The 16,559-nt window shown below is 57.0% G+C and carries 17 protein-coding genes and 2 tRNA genes; 6 read left to right on the top strand and 13 right to left on the bottom strand.

The window, feature by feature from the left end; genetic code table 11:
- Positions 1 to 3 precede the first annotated feature (3 nt).
- The 7 genes from pheT to GYM54_RS00985 form a co-directional block, all read right to left on the bottom strand.
- Positions 4 to 2,382: a phenylalanine--tRNA ligase subunit beta gene (gene pheT, locus GYM54_RS01015; protein ID WP_197444627.1), complete on the bottom strand. Its 2,379-nt coding sequence runs from the start codon at positions 2,380 to 2,382 to the stop codon at positions 4 to 6.
- 36 nt (positions 2,383 to 2,418) lie between these two features.
- Positions 2,419 to 3,435, bottom strand: coding sequence for a phenylalanine--tRNA ligase subunit alpha (gene pheS, locus GYM54_RS01010; RefSeq protein WP_131648509.1), 1,017 nt, complete (start codon positions 3,433 to 3,435; stop codon positions 2,419 to 2,421).
- A gap of 167 nt (positions 3,436 to 3,602) precedes the next feature.
- Positions 3,603 to 3,959 (bottom strand): 50S ribosomal protein L20, encoded by a 357-nt coding sequence (rplT, locus tag GYM54_RS01005; protein WP_131648508.1) that lies wholly within the window; start codon positions 3,957 to 3,959, stop codon positions 3,603 to 3,605.
- Between the two features lie 27 nt (positions 3,960 to 3,986).
- Positions 3,987 to 4,181: a 50S ribosomal protein L35 gene (gene rpmI / locus GYM54_RS01000; RefSeq protein WP_019339386.1), complete on the bottom strand. Its 195-nt coding sequence runs from the start codon at positions 4,179 to 4,181 to the stop codon at positions 3,987 to 3,989.
- A gap of 62 nt (positions 4,182 to 4,243) precedes the next feature.
- Entirely contained in the window at positions 4,244 to 4,795 is a 552-nt protein-coding gene (gene infC, locus GYM54_RS00995) for a translation initiation factor IF-3 (protein WP_177493022.1), read from the bottom strand.
- Complete coding sequence (thrS, locus tag GYM54_RS00990; protein ID WP_197444626.1) at positions 4,795 to 6,717, bottom strand: threonine--tRNA ligase; 1,923 nt, start codon at positions 6,715 to 6,717, stop codon at positions 4,795 to 4,797. Before thrS ends, infC begins: the two co-directional genes overlap by 1 nt.
- A gap of 226 nt (positions 6,718 to 6,943) precedes the next feature.
- A tRNA-Val gene (locus GYM54_RS00985) sits at positions 6,944 to 7,020 on the bottom strand.
- 163 nt (positions 7,021 to 7,183) lie between these two features.
- Between GYM54_RS00985 and GYM54_RS00980 the strand changes: the two genes are divergently transcribed.
- The gene (locus GYM54_RS00980) at positions 7,184 to 8,467 is read left to right on the top strand and encodes an FAD-binding oxidoreductase (RefSeq protein WP_197444625.1); all 1,284 of its coding nucleotides are present in this window, start codon (positions 7,184 to 7,186) and stop codon (positions 8,465 to 8,467) included.
- A 4-nt stretch (positions 8,468 to 8,471) separates the two neighbouring features.
- On the opposite strand, the gene GYM54_RS00975 is transcribed toward GYM54_RS00980, so the two are convergent.
- A complete protein-coding gene (locus GYM54_RS00975; protein WP_197444624.1) occupies positions 8,472 to 9,422 on the bottom strand; it encodes a PA2778 family cysteine peptidase in 951 nt (316 codons plus the stop codon).
- Complete coding sequence (locus GYM54_RS00970) at positions 9,419 to 9,820, bottom strand: PA2779 family protein (protein ID WP_197444623.1); 402 nt, start codon at positions 9,818 to 9,820, stop codon at positions 9,419 to 9,421. Before GYM54_RS00970 ends, GYM54_RS00975 begins: the two co-directional genes overlap by 4 nt.
- Before the next feature lie 184 nt (positions 9,821 to 10,004).
- Between GYM54_RS00970 and GYM54_RS00965 the strand changes: the two genes are divergently transcribed.
- Positions 10,005 to 10,310, top strand: a complete 306-nt coding sequence (locus tag GYM54_RS00965; protein ID WP_197444622.1) for an I78 family peptidase inhibitor — start codon at positions 10,005 to 10,007, stop codon at positions 10,308 to 10,310.
- 74 nt (positions 10,311 to 10,384) lie between these two features.
- Here the strand turns inward: GYM54_RS00965 and GYM54_RS00960 are convergent, their stop codons facing one another.
- From GYM54_RS00960 to moaB, 3 genes are all read right to left on the bottom strand, one after another.
- Positions 10,385 to 11,416 (bottom strand): acyltransferase family protein, encoded by a 1,032-nt coding sequence (locus tag GYM54_RS00960; RefSeq protein ID WP_197444621.1) that lies wholly within the window; start codon positions 11,414 to 11,416, stop codon positions 10,385 to 10,387.
- A 170-nt stretch (positions 11,417 to 11,586) separates the two neighbouring features.
- Positions 11,587 to 12,801 (bottom strand): gephyrin-like molybdotransferase Glp, encoded by a 1,215-nt coding sequence (gene glp / locus GYM54_RS00955; protein ID WP_197444620.1) that lies wholly within the window; start codon positions 12,799 to 12,801, stop codon positions 11,587 to 11,589.
- Positions 12,798 to 13,337 (bottom strand): molybdenum cofactor biosynthesis protein B, encoded by a 540-nt coding sequence (gene moaB, locus GYM54_RS00950; protein WP_197444619.1) that lies wholly within the window; start codon positions 13,335 to 13,337, stop codon positions 12,798 to 12,800. The genes glp and moaB overlap by 4 nt, the downstream gene beginning before the upstream one ends.
- A 65-nt stretch (positions 13,338 to 13,402) precedes the next feature.
- Here moaB and mobA point away from each other — a divergent pair, with 65 nt between their 5' ends.
- From mobA to GYM54_RS00935, 3 genes are all read left to right on the top strand, one after another.
- Positions 13,403 to 13,999 carry a molybdenum cofactor guanylyltransferase MobA gene (mobA, locus tag GYM54_RS00945; protein WP_197444618.1) on the top strand — a complete coding sequence of 199 codons (597 nt, stop codon included), beginning with the start codon at positions 13,403 to 13,405 and terminating at the stop codon, positions 13,997 to 13,999.
- A 54-nt stretch (positions 14,000 to 14,053) separates the two neighbouring features.
- Positions 14,054 to 14,275 (top strand): YgdI/YgdR family lipoprotein, encoded by a 222-nt coding sequence (locus GYM54_RS00940; protein ID WP_131648500.1) that lies wholly within the window; start codon positions 14,054 to 14,056, stop codon positions 14,273 to 14,275.
- A 101-nt stretch (positions 14,276 to 14,376) separates the two neighbouring features.
- A tRNA-Pro gene (locus GYM54_RS00935) sits at positions 14,377 to 14,453 on the top strand.
- A gap of 199 nt (positions 14,454 to 14,652) precedes the next feature.
- Here GYM54_RS00935 and GYM54_RS00930 read toward each other — a convergent pair.
- Complete coding sequence (locus tag GYM54_RS00930) at positions 14,653 to 14,895, bottom strand: glutaredoxin family protein (RefSeq protein WP_258189928.1); 243 nt, start codon at positions 14,893 to 14,895, stop codon at positions 14,653 to 14,655.
- A gap of 402 nt (positions 14,896 to 15,297) precedes the next feature.
- Between GYM54_RS00930 and GYM54_RS00925 the strand changes: the two genes are divergently transcribed.
- On the top strand, positions 15,298 to 16,557 hold the full coding sequence (locus GYM54_RS00925) for an OprD family porin (protein ID WP_197444617.1): 1,260 nt from the start codon (positions 15,298 to 15,300) through the stop codon (positions 16,555 to 16,557).
- The last annotated feature ends 2 nt before the right edge of the window (positions 16,558 to 16,559 follow it).

Raw genomic sequence — 16,559 nt, 5'->3', positions numbered from 1 at the left:
ACGCTATTTCCTTAACGTGGCATTGAACCTTTCTTCCAGGGAGGAGAGGATTTGCTGCAGCGCACCACTCACCTCGTCGTCGTTTAGAGTGCGCGAAGGGTGTTGCCAGGTCAAGCCGACTGCCACACTTTTGCTAAGGGGATCAATACCTTTACCCTGATACACATCAAATAGCTTGAGGTCTGTCAGGTTCTCGCCCGCCGCATTACGGATGCACCGCAACAGGTCGTCAGCCGATACGTCTTGCGCCACCAGAACCGCAAGATCACGTCGCACCTCGGGGAAACGGGAGAGCTCGTTGAAACTCGGCAAAAGTCCTTCGCTGACCTCAGCAACCAACAATTCGAAAAGGTAGACGGGCTGATCGATACCCAGAGTGGCGGCCAGCTCTGGATGAAGGCCGCCGATGTAGCCAACCGGGCGTCCGCCTCGTTCAATCCGAGCAGTCTGCCCCGGATGCAAAGCAGGATGCTCAGCCGGAACGAAATCATACGCAGAGGCATCCCCGACATGTCCGAGCAGAGCTTCGACATCGGCTTTCATGTCATAGAAATCGGCCGCAGCCCGTTCGTTGCTCCAGCCCACCGGCAGACGGCTTCCGGTAATTACACCTGCCAGCATCGGCTCCTGTTTCAGCTGGCCGAGTTGGCCGACGAAACGCAGTCCGCTTTCGAACAAACGCACCCGAGTTTGCTGACGATTGAGGTTGTACTGCAAAGCCTTGATCAAACCCGGCCAAAGCGTCTCGCGCATGGCAGCCATGTCCGAAGAGATCGGATTGGCTAGCCGCAGCGGTTCGACGCCAGGACTGAAAAGCTCGAACAACTTCGGGTCTATGAAGCTGTAGGTAATCGCTTCCTGGTAGCCACGCGCAACCAATAGACGGCGCAACGCTGGCAATTCCGCACGGGCTTCGGGACGGGCCTCTGGGGCCAGTCGCGCCTGCGGATAACGCACCGGAAGACGATCGTAACCATAGAGGCGCCCCAGCTCTTCGATGAGATCTACTTCAAGGCTGATATCGAAACGATGACTGGGCACGCTGACTTCCCAGCAGCCCGGTGACTGTTCCACGACGCCCAGGCCGAGAGCGGACAGCAGCGAGACGACCTGCTCTCCCGCCATCTCCAGACCGAGCATTTGCTCGATACGCTGCGCCCGCAGCTGGATCGGAGCGACTTTTGGCAGATCGGCTTCGCTTGCGACTTCGGTCACTGGGCCGGCGCTGCCTCCAACTATTTGGAGCAGCAATGTCGTGGCGCGCTCCATAGCTGCCTGCGCAAGCTGTGAATCGACACCGCGTTCGTAACGATGCGATGCATCTGTATGCAAACCGTAAGAGCGTGCTTTGCCCGCAAGTGCGATAGTGTCGAAGAAGGCACTTTCAAGGAACAGGTCCTGCGTCGAGGCGCTTACACCGCTGTGCTCACCACCCATTACACCTGCAATCGCGAGGGCACGCTGGTGATCGGCGATGACCAGCGTATCGGCACGCAGTGTTACTTCCTGTCCGTCGAGCAAGACGATCTTTTCCTGCTCTTCAGCCATCCGAACCCTGATGCCACCATTGATTTCGGCAAGATCGAATGCGTGCAACGGCTGGCCCAGTTCGAGCATCACGTAGTTCGTTACGTCCACGACAGCATCGATGCTGCGGATATCGGAACGGCGCAGCCGCTCGACCATCCACAGCGGAGTCGGCCGCGCCAGATCGACATTGCGAATGACACGACCAAGATAGCGAGGGCAGGCTTTCGGAGCCAGCACCTCGACCGGGCGCACCTCGTCATGAGCTGCATCCACTGGAGCAATATCGACTGGCGAAACCGACGCCGCGTAAATCGCACCCACTTCACGTGCAAGCCCGGCGATGGATAGGCAATCCCCTCGATTCGGCGTTAGACCGATTTCGATGCTCGCATCATCGAGGCCGAGGTATTCACGCAGATCACTACCCACCGACGCATCCGCAGCCAGCTCCATCAGCCCGCTGTCATCGACACCGATCTGCAGTTCGGTTTCCGAACACAGCATGCCATTGGATTCGACGCCACGGAGCTTGGCCTTCTTGATCTTAAAGTCGCCCGGCAACTTAGCGCCGATCATGGCGAAGGGGATTTTCAGTCCGGGGCGCACATTTGGGGCACCGCAGACCACCTGGAAGGTTTCGCTGCCATTGCTGACCTGACATACGCGCAGCTTGTCGGCGTCGGGGTGCTGTTCGGTACTAAGCACCTCCCCCACCACCACACCGCTAAATTCGCCGGCAACCGGAATAACCGCATCGACCTCTAGGCCGACCATCGACAGGCGTGCCACAAGTTCTTCACGGGAAACCTGCGGATTGACCCAAGTACGCAACCACTGCTCGCTGAATTTCATCCTGCTCTCCTGAAAATTCTTGGATTGACTCTGGACCTAGCGAAACTGCGCCAGGAATCTCAAGTCGTTATCGAAGAACAGGCGTAAGTCGTTGACGCCATAACGCAGCATCGCCAGCCGCTCGGCACCCATGCCGAAAGCGAAGCCCTGATACTTTTCCGGGTCGATACCGGACATGCGCAGCACGTTCGGATGCACCATGCCGCAGCCCATCACCTCAAGCCAGCCGGTTTGCTTGCACACGCGACAACCTTTACCGCTGCACATCACACATTGCATGTCCACTTCAGCCGACGGCTCGGTGAAGGGAAAGAATGACGGACGAAAACGAACACCCAGCGGCTTTTCGAAAAACACGCGTAGGAACTGCTCAATGGTGCCCTTCAGGTCTGCAAAGCTGATGCCCTCGTCAATGAGCAAACCTTCGACCTGATGGAACATCGGGGAATGGGTGATATCCGAATCGCATCGATAGACACGCCCCGGACAGACGATGCGGATCGGGGGCTGCTGCGATTCCATCGTACGCACCTGAACCGGTGAGGTATGGGTACGTAGCAGCATGTTCGCATTGAAGTAAAATGTGTCATGCATCGCGCGCGCCGGATGGTGGCCCGGAATATTCAATGCCTCGAAGTTGTGATAGTCATCCTCGACTTCAGGGCCCTCCGCAACGCTATAGCCTATATGGCTAAAGAACTGTTCGATCCGCTCCAGGGTGCGCGTCACTGGATGCAGCCCGCCGGAGGCCTCGCCGCGGCCAGGCAACGTCACATCGATCCGCTCCGCAGCGAGCTTGGCGCTCAATGCTGCTTGATCAAGGTCGGTTTTCTTTGTGAGTAATGCGTCCTGAACCTGGCCTTTGGCCGCGTTAATCAAGGCCCCAGCCTTGGGGCGCTCTTCCGCGGACAGCTTGCCCAAGGTCTGCATGAGCAGCGTCAGCTCACCCTTCTTACCCAGGTACTGGACCCGGATCTGCTCCAGGGCATTGATGTCTTGACTATGTTGCACCGCCTCAAGCGCTTGCGAGACCAGTGCATCCAGGTTTTCCATGTACAACCTCCAGAGGTTCTTGCAGAACCGCACCAAGCGATCAGCACTCAGGCGTTACGCGACGTGCACTTTTGCAAGTGCCCCTTCAGATACGAAATAGGGGAAGAGCACAAGGCTCTTCCCCTATCGGTGACACTACGAATCCGAAGATCCGATTATCGATGGGCTTAGGCCAGAGAAGCTTTAGCTTTTTCGACAATTGCAGCAAACGCTGCTTTTTCGTTCACTGCCAGCTCGGCCAGAACCTTGCGGTCGATCTCGATGGCCGCTTTCTTCAAGCCAGCGATCAAACGGCTGTAAGACAGACCGTTTACACGAGCACCAGCGTTGATACGAGCGATCCAAAGAGCGCGGAACTGACGCTTCCGCTGACGGCGGTCACGGTAGGCATACTGGCCAGCCTTGATCACCGCCTGCTTGGCAACACGGAACACGCGCGAGCGAGCGCCGTAATAGCCTTTAGCGAGTTTCAGGATTTTCTTGTGACGGCGACGAGCGACGACGCCACGCTTAACACGAGCCATGAGTTATTCCTCTGAGTCTTGACCGAATTAACGAACGCGCAGCATGCGCTCTACTTTTGCGTTATCAGACGGGTGCATCAGAGATGTACCACGTAGCTGGCGCTTACGCTTGGTAGACATTTTGGTCAGGATGTGGCTCTTGAAAGCGTGCTTGTGCTTGTAGCCATTTGCCGTCTTCTTGAAGCGCTTCGCAGCGCCGCTTTTAGTCTTCATCTTTGGCATGTTCGGTACTCCACAGTGTGGGTGATTTCAAATAACCGCAAGGCCTGCCAGTGCCCTGGTGGTTACTTTTTCTTCTTGGGAGCGATGACCATGATCAGCTGGCGTCCTTCCATCTTTGGATGCTGTTCGACCGAACCGTATTCAGCAAGATCAGCTTCGACCCGCTTCAACAATTCCATCCCCAGCTCCTGATGAGCCATCTCACGACCACGGAATCTCAACGATACCTTGGCCCTGTCCCCGTCACTCAGGAAACGCACCAGGTTGCGTAGCTTAACCTGGTAGTCGCCCTCTTCCGTCCCTGGACGAAACTTTACTTCTTTAACCTGGATCTGCTTCTGGTTCTTCTTCGCTGCAGCGACCTGCTTCTTCTTTTCAAAGAGGTGCTTGCCGTAATCCATGATCCGGCATACGGGAGGAACCGCATCGGCGGAAATTTCCACCAGATCCAATTTGGCTTCTTCAGCTATACGAAGCGCTTCATCAATCGAGACGATGCCAACCTGCTCGCCATCAGCACCAATCAAACGGACCTCACGAGCCGAGATATTCTCGTTGATCGGGGCCTTGGGTGCAGCTCGTTTATCCTGTCTCATTTCACGCTTAATAGTCATTACTCCAATTCTTGGCGACCACGCCGGGAAACCGCTTGTGCCAGCAACTGGGCGAAGTCATTCAGGGGCATGGAGCCCAGATCGACGCCTTCACGGGTGCGCACAGCAACGGCTCGTGTCTCTACTTCCCGATCTCCGATAACCAAGAGATAGGGAACCTTGAGCAAGGTATGCTCGCGGATTTTAAAGCCGATCTTTTCGTTTCTCAAGTCGGACTTGGCACGGAAGCCGCTTTGGTTGAGTGTTTTCTCCACTTCCAGAGCGAAATCGGCCTGCTTGTCGGTGATATTCATCACCACAGCTTGCGTCGGAGCCAGCCAGGCGGGGAAAGCGCCCTCGTAGTGCTCGATGAGAATGCCGATAAACCGCTCGAACGAGCCGAGAATGGCACGGTGTAGCATGACCGGATGCTGGCGATCGTTGTTCTCGCTGACGTATTCGGCGCCCAGGCGGATCGGCAGATTGAAGTCCAGCTGCAGGGTGCCGCACTGCCACACACGCCCCAGACAATCCTTTAGCGAAAACTCGATCTTCGGCCCATAAAAGGCACCTTCGCCCGGCTGCAGATCGTATGGGAGACCAGCACTGTCGAGCGCCGCCGCCAACGCCGCTTCGGCGCGATCCCAGAGCTCATCGGAGCCGACACGCTTTTCTGGACGAGTCGACAGCTTCAGTTCGATATTGTCAAAGCCGAAATCCGCATAGACCGCTTGGGTCAGTTTGATAAAGGCCGCCGACTCCGACTGCATCTGCTCTTCGGTACAGAAGATATGCGCATCGTCCTGGGTGAAGCCGCGCACCCGCATGATGCCATGCAGCGCACCCGACGGCTCGTTACGGTGACAGGCCCCGAATTCGGCCAGGCGCAGCGGCAGCTCGCGGTAGCTCTTCAAGCCCTGGTTGTACACCTGCACGTGGCACGGGCAGTTCATCGGCTTGATCGCGTAGTCGCGGCTCTCCGATTCGGTGGTGAACATGTTCTCGGCGTAGTTGGCCCAGTGTCCGGACTTCTCCCACAAACTGCGATCGACGACCTGAGGCGTGCGAATCTCCTGATAGCCGTTTTCACGCTGCACGACACGCATGTATTGCTCGAGCACCTGATACAGCGTCCAGCCATTCGGATGCCAGAACACCATGCCCGGCGCTTCTTCTTGGGTATGAAACAGATCCAGACGCTTGCCGATCTTGCGGTGATCGCGCTTCTCGGCTTCCTCGATACGCTGGATGTATGCCGCCAGCTGCTTCTTGTCAGCCCAGGCGGTGCCGTAGATACGCTGCAACTGCTCGTTCTTCGCATCGCCACGCCAGTAAGCACCCGACAGCTTGGTCAGCTTGAAGGACTTGAGGAAGCGCGTGTTAGGCACGTGCGGCCCGCGGCACATGTCGACGTATTCTTCGTGGTAGTACAGCCCCATCGCCTGCTCGTCTGGCATGTCTTCAACCAGACGCAGCTTGTAATCTTCACCGCGCGCCTGAAACACCTCGATGACTTCCGCGCGGGGTGTGACCTTCTTGATCACGTCGTACTCGGTATCGATCAGCTGCTTCATGCGCTGCTCGATTGCGGCCATATCGTCCGGTGTGAAGGGGCGCTCATAGGCGATGTCGTAATAGAACCCTTCCGCAATCACCGGTCCGATGACCATCTTAGCGGTCGGATAGAGCTGCTTGACCGCATGCCCGACCAAGTGCGCACAGGAGTGGCGAATGATCTCCAGCCCCTCCTCGTCCTTTGGCGTAATGATCTGCAGGGAAGCGTCCTGCTCGATCAAATCACAAGCATCGACGAGCCTGCCATCGACCTTGCCGGCTACGGTTGCCTTGGCCAGGCCCGCACCAATGGACTGCGCCACTTCAGCAACGGAAACCGGATGATCGAATGAACGCTGACTGCCGTCAGGAAGAGTAACGATGGGCATGGCGCCTCCTCTCCTAGTGGTGACCCCTACCAAAGGCCACATGGGTTGGGATGAGCCAGGAAAGCGGCCTGCCGGATAACCTGCCGCACGGTGGCAGGAGCCCTAAGGCTGATCGAGGCGGACCGAAGTCACTGGAAGTACGGGAGCACGGATGCTTTCAGAAAGCCGCCGCACTGACAAGCAAGGCATAAAAAAAGGGTCGCTGGCGCGACCCTTTCTCGGAATTTGGTAGGCACAATTGGATTCGAACCAACGACCCCCACCATGTCAAGGTGGTGCTCTAACCAACTGAGCTATGTGCCTCCGATGGACGCGCATTCTAGAGATCCGCCCGAGGGAGTCAAGCGCTTTTTAGCTAAACCACTGATATTTTTAGAAACCAGGGACGCCCTCCGTTCTTTGATATGGCATCGCGGTTCCGGCAGCGCTAGCATCCTCGTCAAATATTCGGAACAGGACACTCAGAATGTCGCACACCCCGTACCCGTCATCGTATTACGCAGCTTCGGCGAATCCAGCAAACGCGCGCGATGCCCTGAATAGCAGTATCGAAACTGATGTTTGCGTCATCGGCGCAGGCTATACAGGACTGTCAAGCGCACTATTCCTGCTGGAGCAAGGCTTTCGGGTCGTCGTTCTGGAGGCAGCGAAAGTCGGCTTCGGCGCATCCGGGCGCAATGGCGGTCAGATCGTCAATAGCTACAGTCGTGATATCGACGCGGTCGAACGCAGCGCCGGGAGCGACGAAGCGCGCCTGATCGGAGCGATGGCATTCGAAGGCGGGCGAATCATTCGCGAGCGAGTCGCACGTTCTGGCATCGATTGCGACCTGAAAAACGGAGGCGTGTTCGCGGCGTTCAATCTCAAGCAGATGCGTCATTTGGAAGCACAAAAGTCGCTCTGGGAACGCTACGGTTACGATCAGCTGGAGATGCTCGATCACGACGGCATTCGAAATGTCGTGTCCTGCGATCGTTATATCGGCGGCATGCTCGATCACGGCGGCGGCCATATTCACCCACTCAACCTCGCCCTGGGCGAAGCGGCGGCGATCGAGTCGCTCGGTGGCGTTATCTATGAGCAGAGCCCGGCAATCCGTATCGAACGAGGAAGCAACCCACGTGTGCATACCCCAAACGGGCAGGTGACGGCGAAGTTCGTAGTGATCGCCGGAAATGCTTATCTTGGAGCGCTGGTTCCCGAGCTGGCGGCGAAATCCATGCCCTGCGGTACGCAAGTCATCGCCACCGAACCCCTGGCCCCTGACCTAGCGGCGAGCCTGTTGCCTCAGGATTACTGTGTCGAGGACTGCAATTACTTGCTCGATTACTTCCGCCTCTCCGCTGACAAACGCCTGATCTACGGTGGCGGAGTGGTTTACGGCGCGCGTGATCCAGCCGATGTCGATTCGGTCATCCGACCCAAGATGCTCAAGACGTTCCCTCAATTGCAAAACATCAAGACGGACTATGCCTGGACTGGCAACTTTCTGCTGACGCTGTCCCGCTTACCCCAAGTCGGCCGGCTCGATGACAACCTCTATTATTCCCAAGGGTGCAGCGGCCACGGCGTCACCTATACCCATGTGGCGGGAAAGGTAATCGCCGAGGCCTTACGGGGACAGGCTGAACGCTTCGATGCCCTTGCCAGCCTGCCTCACTACCCGTTCCCCGGTGGACAAACTTTCAGCGCACCGCTCAGTGCGCTCGGCGCGCTCTACTACAGCCTGCGAGACAGAATTGGCTTTTGACCGATCACAACACCGGACAAGGCGGAGGTTCCTGACAGGCAGCCGCTTCGCCGCGCCTTTGAAGCAACTCCGCCTTAAATCGCTCGTCGTCGGGCACGAGTCGTGCGGCGCATGCACGAGCGGCGGATGACTGCACGGGGCATCCCTGCTCCGCCAATACCTGCGAGAGGTTGAACCAGCCAGCAGCAAAGGAATCGTCGCGCTGAACACTGGTCCGCAGCGCTCGCTCGGCGGCACGTTTGTCACCCTGCGCATATCGAGCATTGGCCAGCGCAAACCAGGCCAACCCGCTGTTCCAATGCTCGGCTGCGGTCTCGTAAGCGGTCATAGCCGCATCGTCATGATCCGTTTGCTCAAGATCGTTCGCCGCCCTCAGCCAAACCGTCTCCGTGGCAGTGCGAGGCAGCTGATCAGGTGCCACGGTCACTACCGCCCAACGTTTACCTTTGGCCCAGCTTCGTTCGAACTGATGAAAGCTGCCGGTCCAGCGTCGAGTGGTCCCGGAACGCAGTACGACAGTCTGAGCCGCAAGGTCGTATCCCACCACGACCGCAAAATGCCACTGAGGCCAGCGATCAAAGGCAAGGTTCTGCAGCACCAGAACGGGGTTCCCCGCCGCCACTTCGGCCAACACCGCCTCCAGCCGAGGCTCTAACGGATAAACCAGCAAGTCATGCGCTCGGGCAGCGGCTACCATTTCGACCTGCAGGCTGCCCTTACGCTGCGGAAGATAGACCCTCGGAACAAGATCTTCCGGCGCGGTAGCAACGCCACGTTGGGTGAGCATTGTGGCAAGCGCTGCAGGCCCGCATTGATAGTCTTCCTGCGGGAAGAAAGGAACCTCATCCAACTCAACCCGCTCGGGGAGTCCTACGGAACCGATCGGAATGACCGGCGCCCGCGCACACGCCCCGAGAAGGGCTATCGCGAACAGCAGGATTAGCTGCCTGATCAACGATTAATACAGTTGATGAAGTTGAAGATGTTGGTGGCACACAGCATGTCCGTGATGATGAAGATCACCAGAAACAGAACGATGACCCCAACCACTCCGGCACCGGCAGGCGCCTGATCCAGTTGTTGATTGAATTGTGCGAGTTCCGCCGGTGTCAGACTGTTGATTCGCTGCTCGACCTGATCCCGCTCGACGCCCATCGACACCAGCTTTTTCTGAACGTCTTCATCTTCAAGCATCGTCAGCAATTGCTGGCGATCCACCTGCTGTTGTTGCTCGGCGATAACCTCCGGGGTGCCGATCATGGTTGCCTGGGCCAGCGGAATCTGTGCAAACAGCATGAAATGCAACGCGGCCAAGAGTGTGGCGACACGCTTCATCACGGACGAGTTGAACATGGCGGAACTCCTTATTCGTTAGCCCAGCGTAGTGTGCTCGGGCCGTCAGGAGTAAGACGGCGCCTCTGTTCCGCCAGTTCCCTTTGAGCGTTATGGTTTCGCAGACAGAAACGTTCGACTTACCTACCACGGATTTACACACATCGTGCCAAACGACGTGATGCTCCCAAAACAAGGAAAAAGCATGAAAACTACCTGTTCGATAACGCTGACGCTGTGCTGCACCATTCTGGCCGGTTGCCAATCATCATCACCCGAGCCTGCACATTCGCCTCACGGCTCAGCCGACCGATGCGATACATCCGTCGTGGAGAAGCTTGTTGGAGAACAGGCGAGTCCGGAACTGCTCGATCGGGCCCGTCGCGAAAGCGGGGCCTCGGTCGCTCGCATCATTCGCCCCGGGGACATCGTCACGCTGGAATACAACGCGCATCGTTTAACGCTTACGACAGACGAGGCACTAACAGTGCAGCGAGTTAGCTGCGGCTGATCCGACCATAGCCACGGTGTATGGCTGCGCAGGTGCCATGATCGGCATGGCAACTGCGCTGGTATAGCGTACCGCTACTGAGCCACTGCCCTGCGTGTCCGCAGGCCGGTCGCTGACAGAGGCTTGGGCGGGGTCAACAGGAAATAAAGGTCATATCGTTTGATGATGATCTGAGCCAGCAACGGCCCAAGTAGCCCGACCAGAGTGCCAACCACCAAATGCACTGGGACCGAATCAATACCCATAAAGCTGCTCAGGATGACTCGAATTCCACTTCCGGCCAGAATATGCGCCAGATAAATTGTCATCGAAGAAGCCCCGATGAACAGCAGCCAGTCGATGCGGACCTGGCCCAGACACATCGACAGCGCGATCACGAAGAAGATAGAAACGGTCGCCAATACAAGTACCGGCAAGCCGCCTATTTCCCAATTCAAGCCGAAGGTGATGTGAAACAAATATTGGCCAGCAAGGAATAACGCGCCGAACAGCAAGGTGAGCGAAACATAACGGGCCAGGAAAAACGCCTTTATTTCGTTGAACCACACGCCTAGCGCGAAGAAAACCGCATTGCCGAAGATGAATCGGCCAATGTTCCCCATCGCCAAATCCTGTTTGAAGACATAAAGCGCGCCGAAGGCCAGAAATACAGGAAGGAAATAACGGCGATCGACCTTGGCGTAGATAAAGGAACACACCACGAAGACCAGGAACAGCGCGTAGAGGAACCAGAACTGCGCACGGGGCGACCAAAGCAGCGAGAACACCTGCCCTAACGTCACGTCGCCGTTGGTGTAGTTCGACAGCACTACCTCAAGCAGGCCCTGCAGTAGCGACCATACGATGAAGGGATAGACGATAGTGTCCACCTTGTTGACTATCAATCCCGCCTTTCCACGCTTGATCAGCGAATCGTAAAAAAACAAACCGGATAGAAAGAAAAACAGCGGCATGTGGAAGCTGTAAATGATGCTATCGACGAGAAGATAGTTATCTTCATTCATCGGCAGCCCAGCGTTGAACACCCCGCGCGCGACATGTCCGTAGACAACCAGAATGATCCCAATGGCTTTGGCGTAATCGACCCAGGCATTTCTCTCCTGCATCACATTCTCCTTGTTATGGGTAATACCAGACACATCGCAGCCAGACCTGGCGCAGATGGGAAAGGTAGACAAGGGAAAATGCAATCCGTTTGATGTAGGCGCCGAGCCGCTGCTATTCCCGACGGAATGCGGCACAACTTCGGCGCCTGAATCAAGCGCGAGCGTTGAACTCAGCAGAGCAATTCGGCGAATGAGATAAAGGGCACCAAATCGCCATCTTTCAGTTGCCTGTGCTCCCGCACCTCGACCAATCCATCCGCCCAGGCTGCACTACGCAGAATCGACGAGCTCTGGTTGGAATACAGCACTGCCTTGCCCGATTCGAGACGCGCTCGCAGATATTCCCGGCGCTTGCCAGGCCTGGGCCAATCGAAGTTCGCAGGAACCTGAAAGCTCAGCGGTTCGACTTGTAACACACCCATTCGGCGCAACAGATAAGGGCGCGCCAACAGACCAAAGGTGACCAGCGTGGAGGCAGGATTGCCTGGCAAGCCAATGACGGCAACACCTTGATAACTTCCGCAAGTCAAGGGTTTGCCAGGCTTGATGGCCAGCTTCCAGAGCGACAGTTCGCCCTCTTCTCGAAGCACCTGCCCGAGAAAATCAGCCTCACCAACCGAAACGCCTCCGGTAGAGAGAATCAGATCGACCTCATGCAGATCCGCCAGGCACTGGCGAACCCTTACCAAATCATCCGGCACGATCCCGGCGTCTATAACCTCGCATCCCAGGCGTTGCAGCCAATGACGCAACAGCATGCGATTGCTGTTGTAGATCTGTCCCGGCTGCAGCGTTTCACCCGGCTCGACCAGCTCGTCACCCGTGGACAGCAGCGCAACCTTGAGCTTTCGGCTTACGCTCAGCCGCGACACGCCTAATGACGCAGCGAGCCCCAGCTCGATCGGCCCCAGCCGAGCGCCGGCTGCTAGTACCTCATCTCCCGTTCGCGCCTCGCCACCCTGGGGACGAACGTGTTGCCCTCGCCTCACCGGCTCAAGGAAGCGCACTCGGCCATCGTCGAGCAGCTCGACGTTTTCCTGCATTTCCACGCTATCAGCGCCGTCCGGCATCGGCGCGCCGGTGAAAATCCGCGCACAGCTGCCGGCCTCCAAAGGCTCAGGCTGGCTACCGGCGAAGATCTTCTGACTGACCCGAAGCGGCTGCCCTCGAAGATCGCTTTCGCGGATGGCGTAACCATCCATTGCGCTGTTCGGCCAGGGTGGCAAATCCAGTTGCGCAACCAGTGGCTCGGCCAGTATTCGTCCAACCGCATCCTCGATCGAAGCGCTCTCGACGTCCTTGATTGCAGTGCTTTCCGCTTGCCTGAGCAAAGCGTCGAGCGCCTGTTCTACAGGCATCAGCGCTGGCGAGTCGGTCAATGTCATGAGCGGCTCTCGCATGGCTCGGCCTGCTTGAGATGCGGCACGAAGTTGCACGGACGATGACGCGCATCGAGTTGCTCGGCGAGAATGCCGTCCCAGGCGGTTCTGCAAGCATTGGTCGATCCCGGCAGGCAGCAGACAAGGGTCGAATTCGATAATCCAGCCAATGCGCGCGACTGGACAGTCGAACTGCCGATATCGCCTACCGATATCTGGCGAAACAGCTCGCCAAAGCCATCGACCTGCTTGTTCAGTAGGCATCCAACCGCCTCCGGCGTACTGTCGCGACCTGTAAAGCCCGTGCCCCCAGTGATCAATACGACCTGCACCATGTCCTCGGCGATCCAGCTCGCGACCTGCGCTCGGATCCGATACAGATCATCCTTGAGCAGCGCACGCGAAGCGAGCCGATGACCAGCAGCCTGCAGACGGTCGACGAGTAACTGCCCTGAGGTATCGGTTTCCAGCGAGCGAGTGTCACTGACCGTCAGGACAGCAATATTCAGCGGAACAAATGATTGATCGGCAAGGTGGCTCATGGCGGCATTCCGGTTGTTGGTCTGAATGCCGGGTGTTATATCACAAGCTTTTAATGGAGCCCTTGATGCAACAAAGCATGCTTGCCGATTGCTCAATCCTGCTGCTAGCGGGTGGTCGCGGGCAGCGGATGGGAGGCCAGGACAAAGGTTTGGTCGAGTGGCATGGCGAGCCGCTCATAGCCTGGCCGCATCGGATCGTACGGGCATTGACGGATGATCTGCTTGTTTCCTGCAACCGCAACCACCAGCGATACGCAGCCTTCGCGGATCGAGTGGTTAGCGACGACGAGCCGGACTTTCCCGGACCACTTGCGGGTATACGCGCCGGCCTCGCGGCGGCTCATCATCGCTGGCTCTTGGTAGTGCCATGCGACGCACCGCTGATCGATGACTCACTGCTCGCAGGCCTGCATGCAGCGGCTCGGGCGGAACCAAACGTTCCCGTGATGGTTCGGCGAGGTGAGCAATGGGAACCGCTGTTTTGCGTCATCCCGGTCAGGCTTGCTTCTGCAATCGAGGAGGCCTGGCGGGCCGGCGAGCGAAGCAATCGCAAGATACTGCTGAGCCTACAATCCCGCGCTCTCGAGCTTAATGAGAATGATCCTCGGCTTGCCAATCTGAACTCACCCGAACTGCTTTCGGAACAAAAGCCCCCAGATTGAACTTAGCGCCCTCGAACGCCGTCACAAACGCAACTAACCAAGAGGAGAAGCACTATGCGCGCAGCAACCGGACCCGCCTTGGCATTGTTGGTCGGACTGACCCTGCTAGCGGGCTGCTCGAACCCCAGCGTCATCACCCTGAACGATGGCCGCGAGATCCAGACACTGGACCATCCCCATTACGACGATGAAGCTGGCTTCTATGAATACGAAAGCATTGACGGCAAGCCGGGCAGAGTCAACAAGGATCAGGTTCGTACTGTCAAGGAACTCTGACGACCACCCTTCTGGTGCCAGGCGGCTTGCCGGGCGCCACCAAAAAGCCCGTTCTAACCTCTTGTGAAGCAACAGTTTTTATGTAGAATGCGCGCCATCTTCGGAGCGTAGCGCAGCTTGGTAGCGCGTCTCGTTCGGGACGAGAAGGTCGCTGGTTCGAATCCAGTCGCTCCGACCAAAATCCCGATATTGGATAAACAGTCTGATACATACAAACCGGCTAATGGCCGGTTTTTTGTTTTCCAGATTTGCATTTCGTTATCTCGATTCGAGCAGCCAGGATCCGCCAACATGGTGTCCTGCCGTTTCGGTGACAACTATCTAACCCAGCGCCCTAACCAAGCCATCTCTCGCTGCAATTGCTCAGGCGCAACGGCTTATTGACGTAGAAACCAGACGACCTGTTCGGTTTCAAATGGCCAATCCAACTCAGCCCCCGTATCGACTCGCCGGAGCACGGGTATACGCAGCCCATAGTCGTCGACCCATTCAGGCCTGTCCGCTATATCCACCAACTCCACCAGCAGACCATGCTCCACCAACGGCAACACTACTGCCTCGGCCTGCTCACATAGATGGCAGCCCAACGTTCCAAATAGTTGGCATTCAGGAAGGTACATAAGTGCGCTCATTGAAACTGGCTGCACGCAATTCTAGCAGCCTCGCCCTGATCCGACTGCCGCTAGCCGACCTCATTCCTTGGCGTAACGAATGAGAAAGTGTGATCTCGACCCCACTCAAACGATGGTTTGGTTTAGGGAATCGACGCGAGGCCGGCAAACGGCTAGGATGCGCGAACCCAAGCGGCCACAGAGCTGTAGGGACGAAAGTGTTCGTGCGTATCGGTAGCGCTTGATGCTTGCATCAAATCAACGTAAGCAACTACAGATCAGTTCAACCGACACTTTCGCACTCAAGTCTCAAAGACTAAGGTCTAAAGGCTGAAATACCTATGTAGTGCTTTATTGCACAGCGCCGTAAAGAGCGACTTCAGAGCATCATCCAACGAGGAGAAATAAGAAATGCTCAAGACCCCAATCGCCCGGGGCGTGGCACTCGCCACTCTGGGAGCAACACTGGCAATCCCGTCCATGGCTCAGGCTGCTTTTATTGAAGACACCAAGGCCAGCCTGGAACTGCGAAACTTCTACTACAACCGTGACTATCGCCAAGAAGGCGCGGGCCAATCCAAGCAAGACGAATGGGCACAAGGCTTCCTGCTCCGTATTGAGTCGGGTTACACCGAAGGTACTGTAGGCTTCGGCGTCGATGCTTTGGGCCTGCTTGGCGTAAAGCTGGACTCGAGCCCTGACCGTACTGGCACAGGCCTCCTGCCGGCTGGCGACTCCGGCGCACCAGATGATTACTCCCAGCTGGGATTAACCGCCAAGGCGAAAGTATCCAAAAGCGTCCTGAAAGTCGGCACGCTGCAGCTGAAGAACCCAGCCATCGCGACCAGCGATAGCCGTCTGCTGCCTGCTGCAATGAGTGGTGCCCAGTTAGTATCCAATGAAATTGATGGCCTGACTCTGGACCTGGGTTATGTTGACCAGATCAACAACCGGAACTCGACCAACTATGAAGACATGGTCGTCAATACGTCCGGTAAAAGCATTACTGGTACTACCGATGTAGAATCCGACGAGTTCGTTTATCTCGGCGGCACTTACAAAGTGACCAAGGACCTGAGCGCTTCCTACTACTACAGCAACCTGGAAGAGTTCTACAAGCAGCACGCACTGAACCTTGTTCATGTGCTGCCGATCGCCGAAGGCCAGTCGCTGAAGACCGACCTGCGCTACCAGCGCTCTACGGACGACGGCAACACCAACGTCGACAACAAAGCCTTCGGCGCCATGGTCACCTACTCGCTCAGTGGCCATAGCTTCGGTCTGGGTTATCAGAAAATGTCCGGTGACACAGGCTTCGCCTATGTCGGCGGCAATATTGACCCCTACTTGGTTAACTTCGTACAGATCGGTGACTTCGCTCAGGCCGACGAGAAGTCTTGGCAGGCTCGCTATGACTTCAACTTCGCCTCTATCGGCATTCCTGGCCTGACGTTCATGACCCGCTACGTTACTGGCGATAATTTCGAGCGCGCCGGCGTATCGGAAGGCAAAGAATGGGAGCGCGACACCGACATCGGTTACACCTTCCAGGAAGGCGCGCTGAAGAACCTTAACTTGAAATGGCGCAACGCTACTTTCCGCAGCAATGGTACTGCTAACGATATCGACGAAAACCGTCTGATCGTCAGCTACACCATCCCGCTGATGTAATA

The sequence above is a fragment of the Pseudomonas sp. MTM4 genome, assembly GCF_019355055.1.
GTDB lineage: Bacteria > Pseudomonadota > Gammaproteobacteria > Pseudomonadales > Pseudomonadaceae > Stutzerimonas.
This window is presented reverse-complemented; position numbering and strand designations above follow the sequence as displayed.

Bases quoted from the DNA above. Each gene is read 5' to 3' on its own strand.
- pheT (WP_197444627.1), bottom strand. From the start codon at position 2,382: ATGAAATTCAGCGAGCAGTGGTTGCGTACTTGGGTCAATCCGCAGGTT.
- pheS (WP_131648509.1), bottom strand. From the start codon at position 3,435: ATGGAAAACCTGGATGCACTGGTCTCGCAAGCGCTTGAGGCGGTGCAA.
- rplT (WP_131648508.1), bottom strand. From the start codon at position 3,959: ATGGCTCGTGTTAAGCGTGGCGTCGTCGCTCGTCGCCGTCACAAGAAA.
- rpmI (WP_019339386.1), bottom strand. From the start codon at position 4,181: ATGCCAAAGATGAAGACTAAAAGCGGCGCTGCGAAGCGCTTCAAGAAG.
- infC (WP_177493022.1), bottom strand. From the start codon at position 4,795: ATGACTATTAAGCGTGAAATGAGACAGGATAAACGAGCTGCACCCAAG.
- thrS (WP_197444626.1), bottom strand. From the start codon at position 6,717: ATGCCCATCGTTACTCTTCCTGACGGCAGTCAGCGTTCATTCGATCAT.
- GYM54_RS00980 (WP_197444625.1), top strand. From the start codon at position 7,184: ATGTCGCACACCCCGTACCCGTCATCGTATTACGCAGCTTCGGCGAAT.
- GYM54_RS00970 (WP_197444623.1), bottom strand. From the start codon at position 9,820: ATGTTCAACTCGTCCGTGATGAAGCGTGTCGCCACACTCTTGGCCGCG.
- GYM54_RS00965 (WP_197444622.1), top strand. From the start codon at position 10,005: ATGAAAACTACCTGTTCGATAACGCTGACGCTGTGCTGCACCATTCTG.
- GYM54_RS00960 (WP_197444621.1), bottom strand. From the start codon at position 11,416: ATGCAGGAGAGAAATGCCTGGGTCGATTACGCCAAAGCCATTGGGATC.
- glp (WP_197444620.1), bottom strand. From the start codon at position 12,801: ATGACATTGACCGACTCGCCAGCGCTGATGCCTGTAGAACAGGCGCTC.
- moaB (WP_197444619.1), bottom strand. From the start codon at position 13,337: ATGAGCCACCTTGCCGATCAATCATTTGTTCCGCTGAATATTGCTGTC.
- mobA (WP_197444618.1), top strand. From the start codon at position 13,403: ATGCAACAAAGCATGCTTGCCGATTGCTCAATCCTGCTGCTAGCGGGT.
- GYM54_RS00940 (WP_131648500.1), top strand. From the start codon at position 14,054: ATGCGCGCAGCAACCGGACCCGCCTTGGCATTGTTGGTCGGACTGACC.
- GYM54_RS00930 (WP_258189928.1), bottom strand. From the start codon at position 14,895: ATGTACCTTCCTGAATGCCAACTATTTGGAACGTTGGGCTGCCATCTA.
- GYM54_RS00925 (WP_197444617.1), top strand. From the start codon at position 15,298: ATGCTCAAGACCCCAATCGCCCGGGGCGTGGCACTCGCCACTCTGGGA.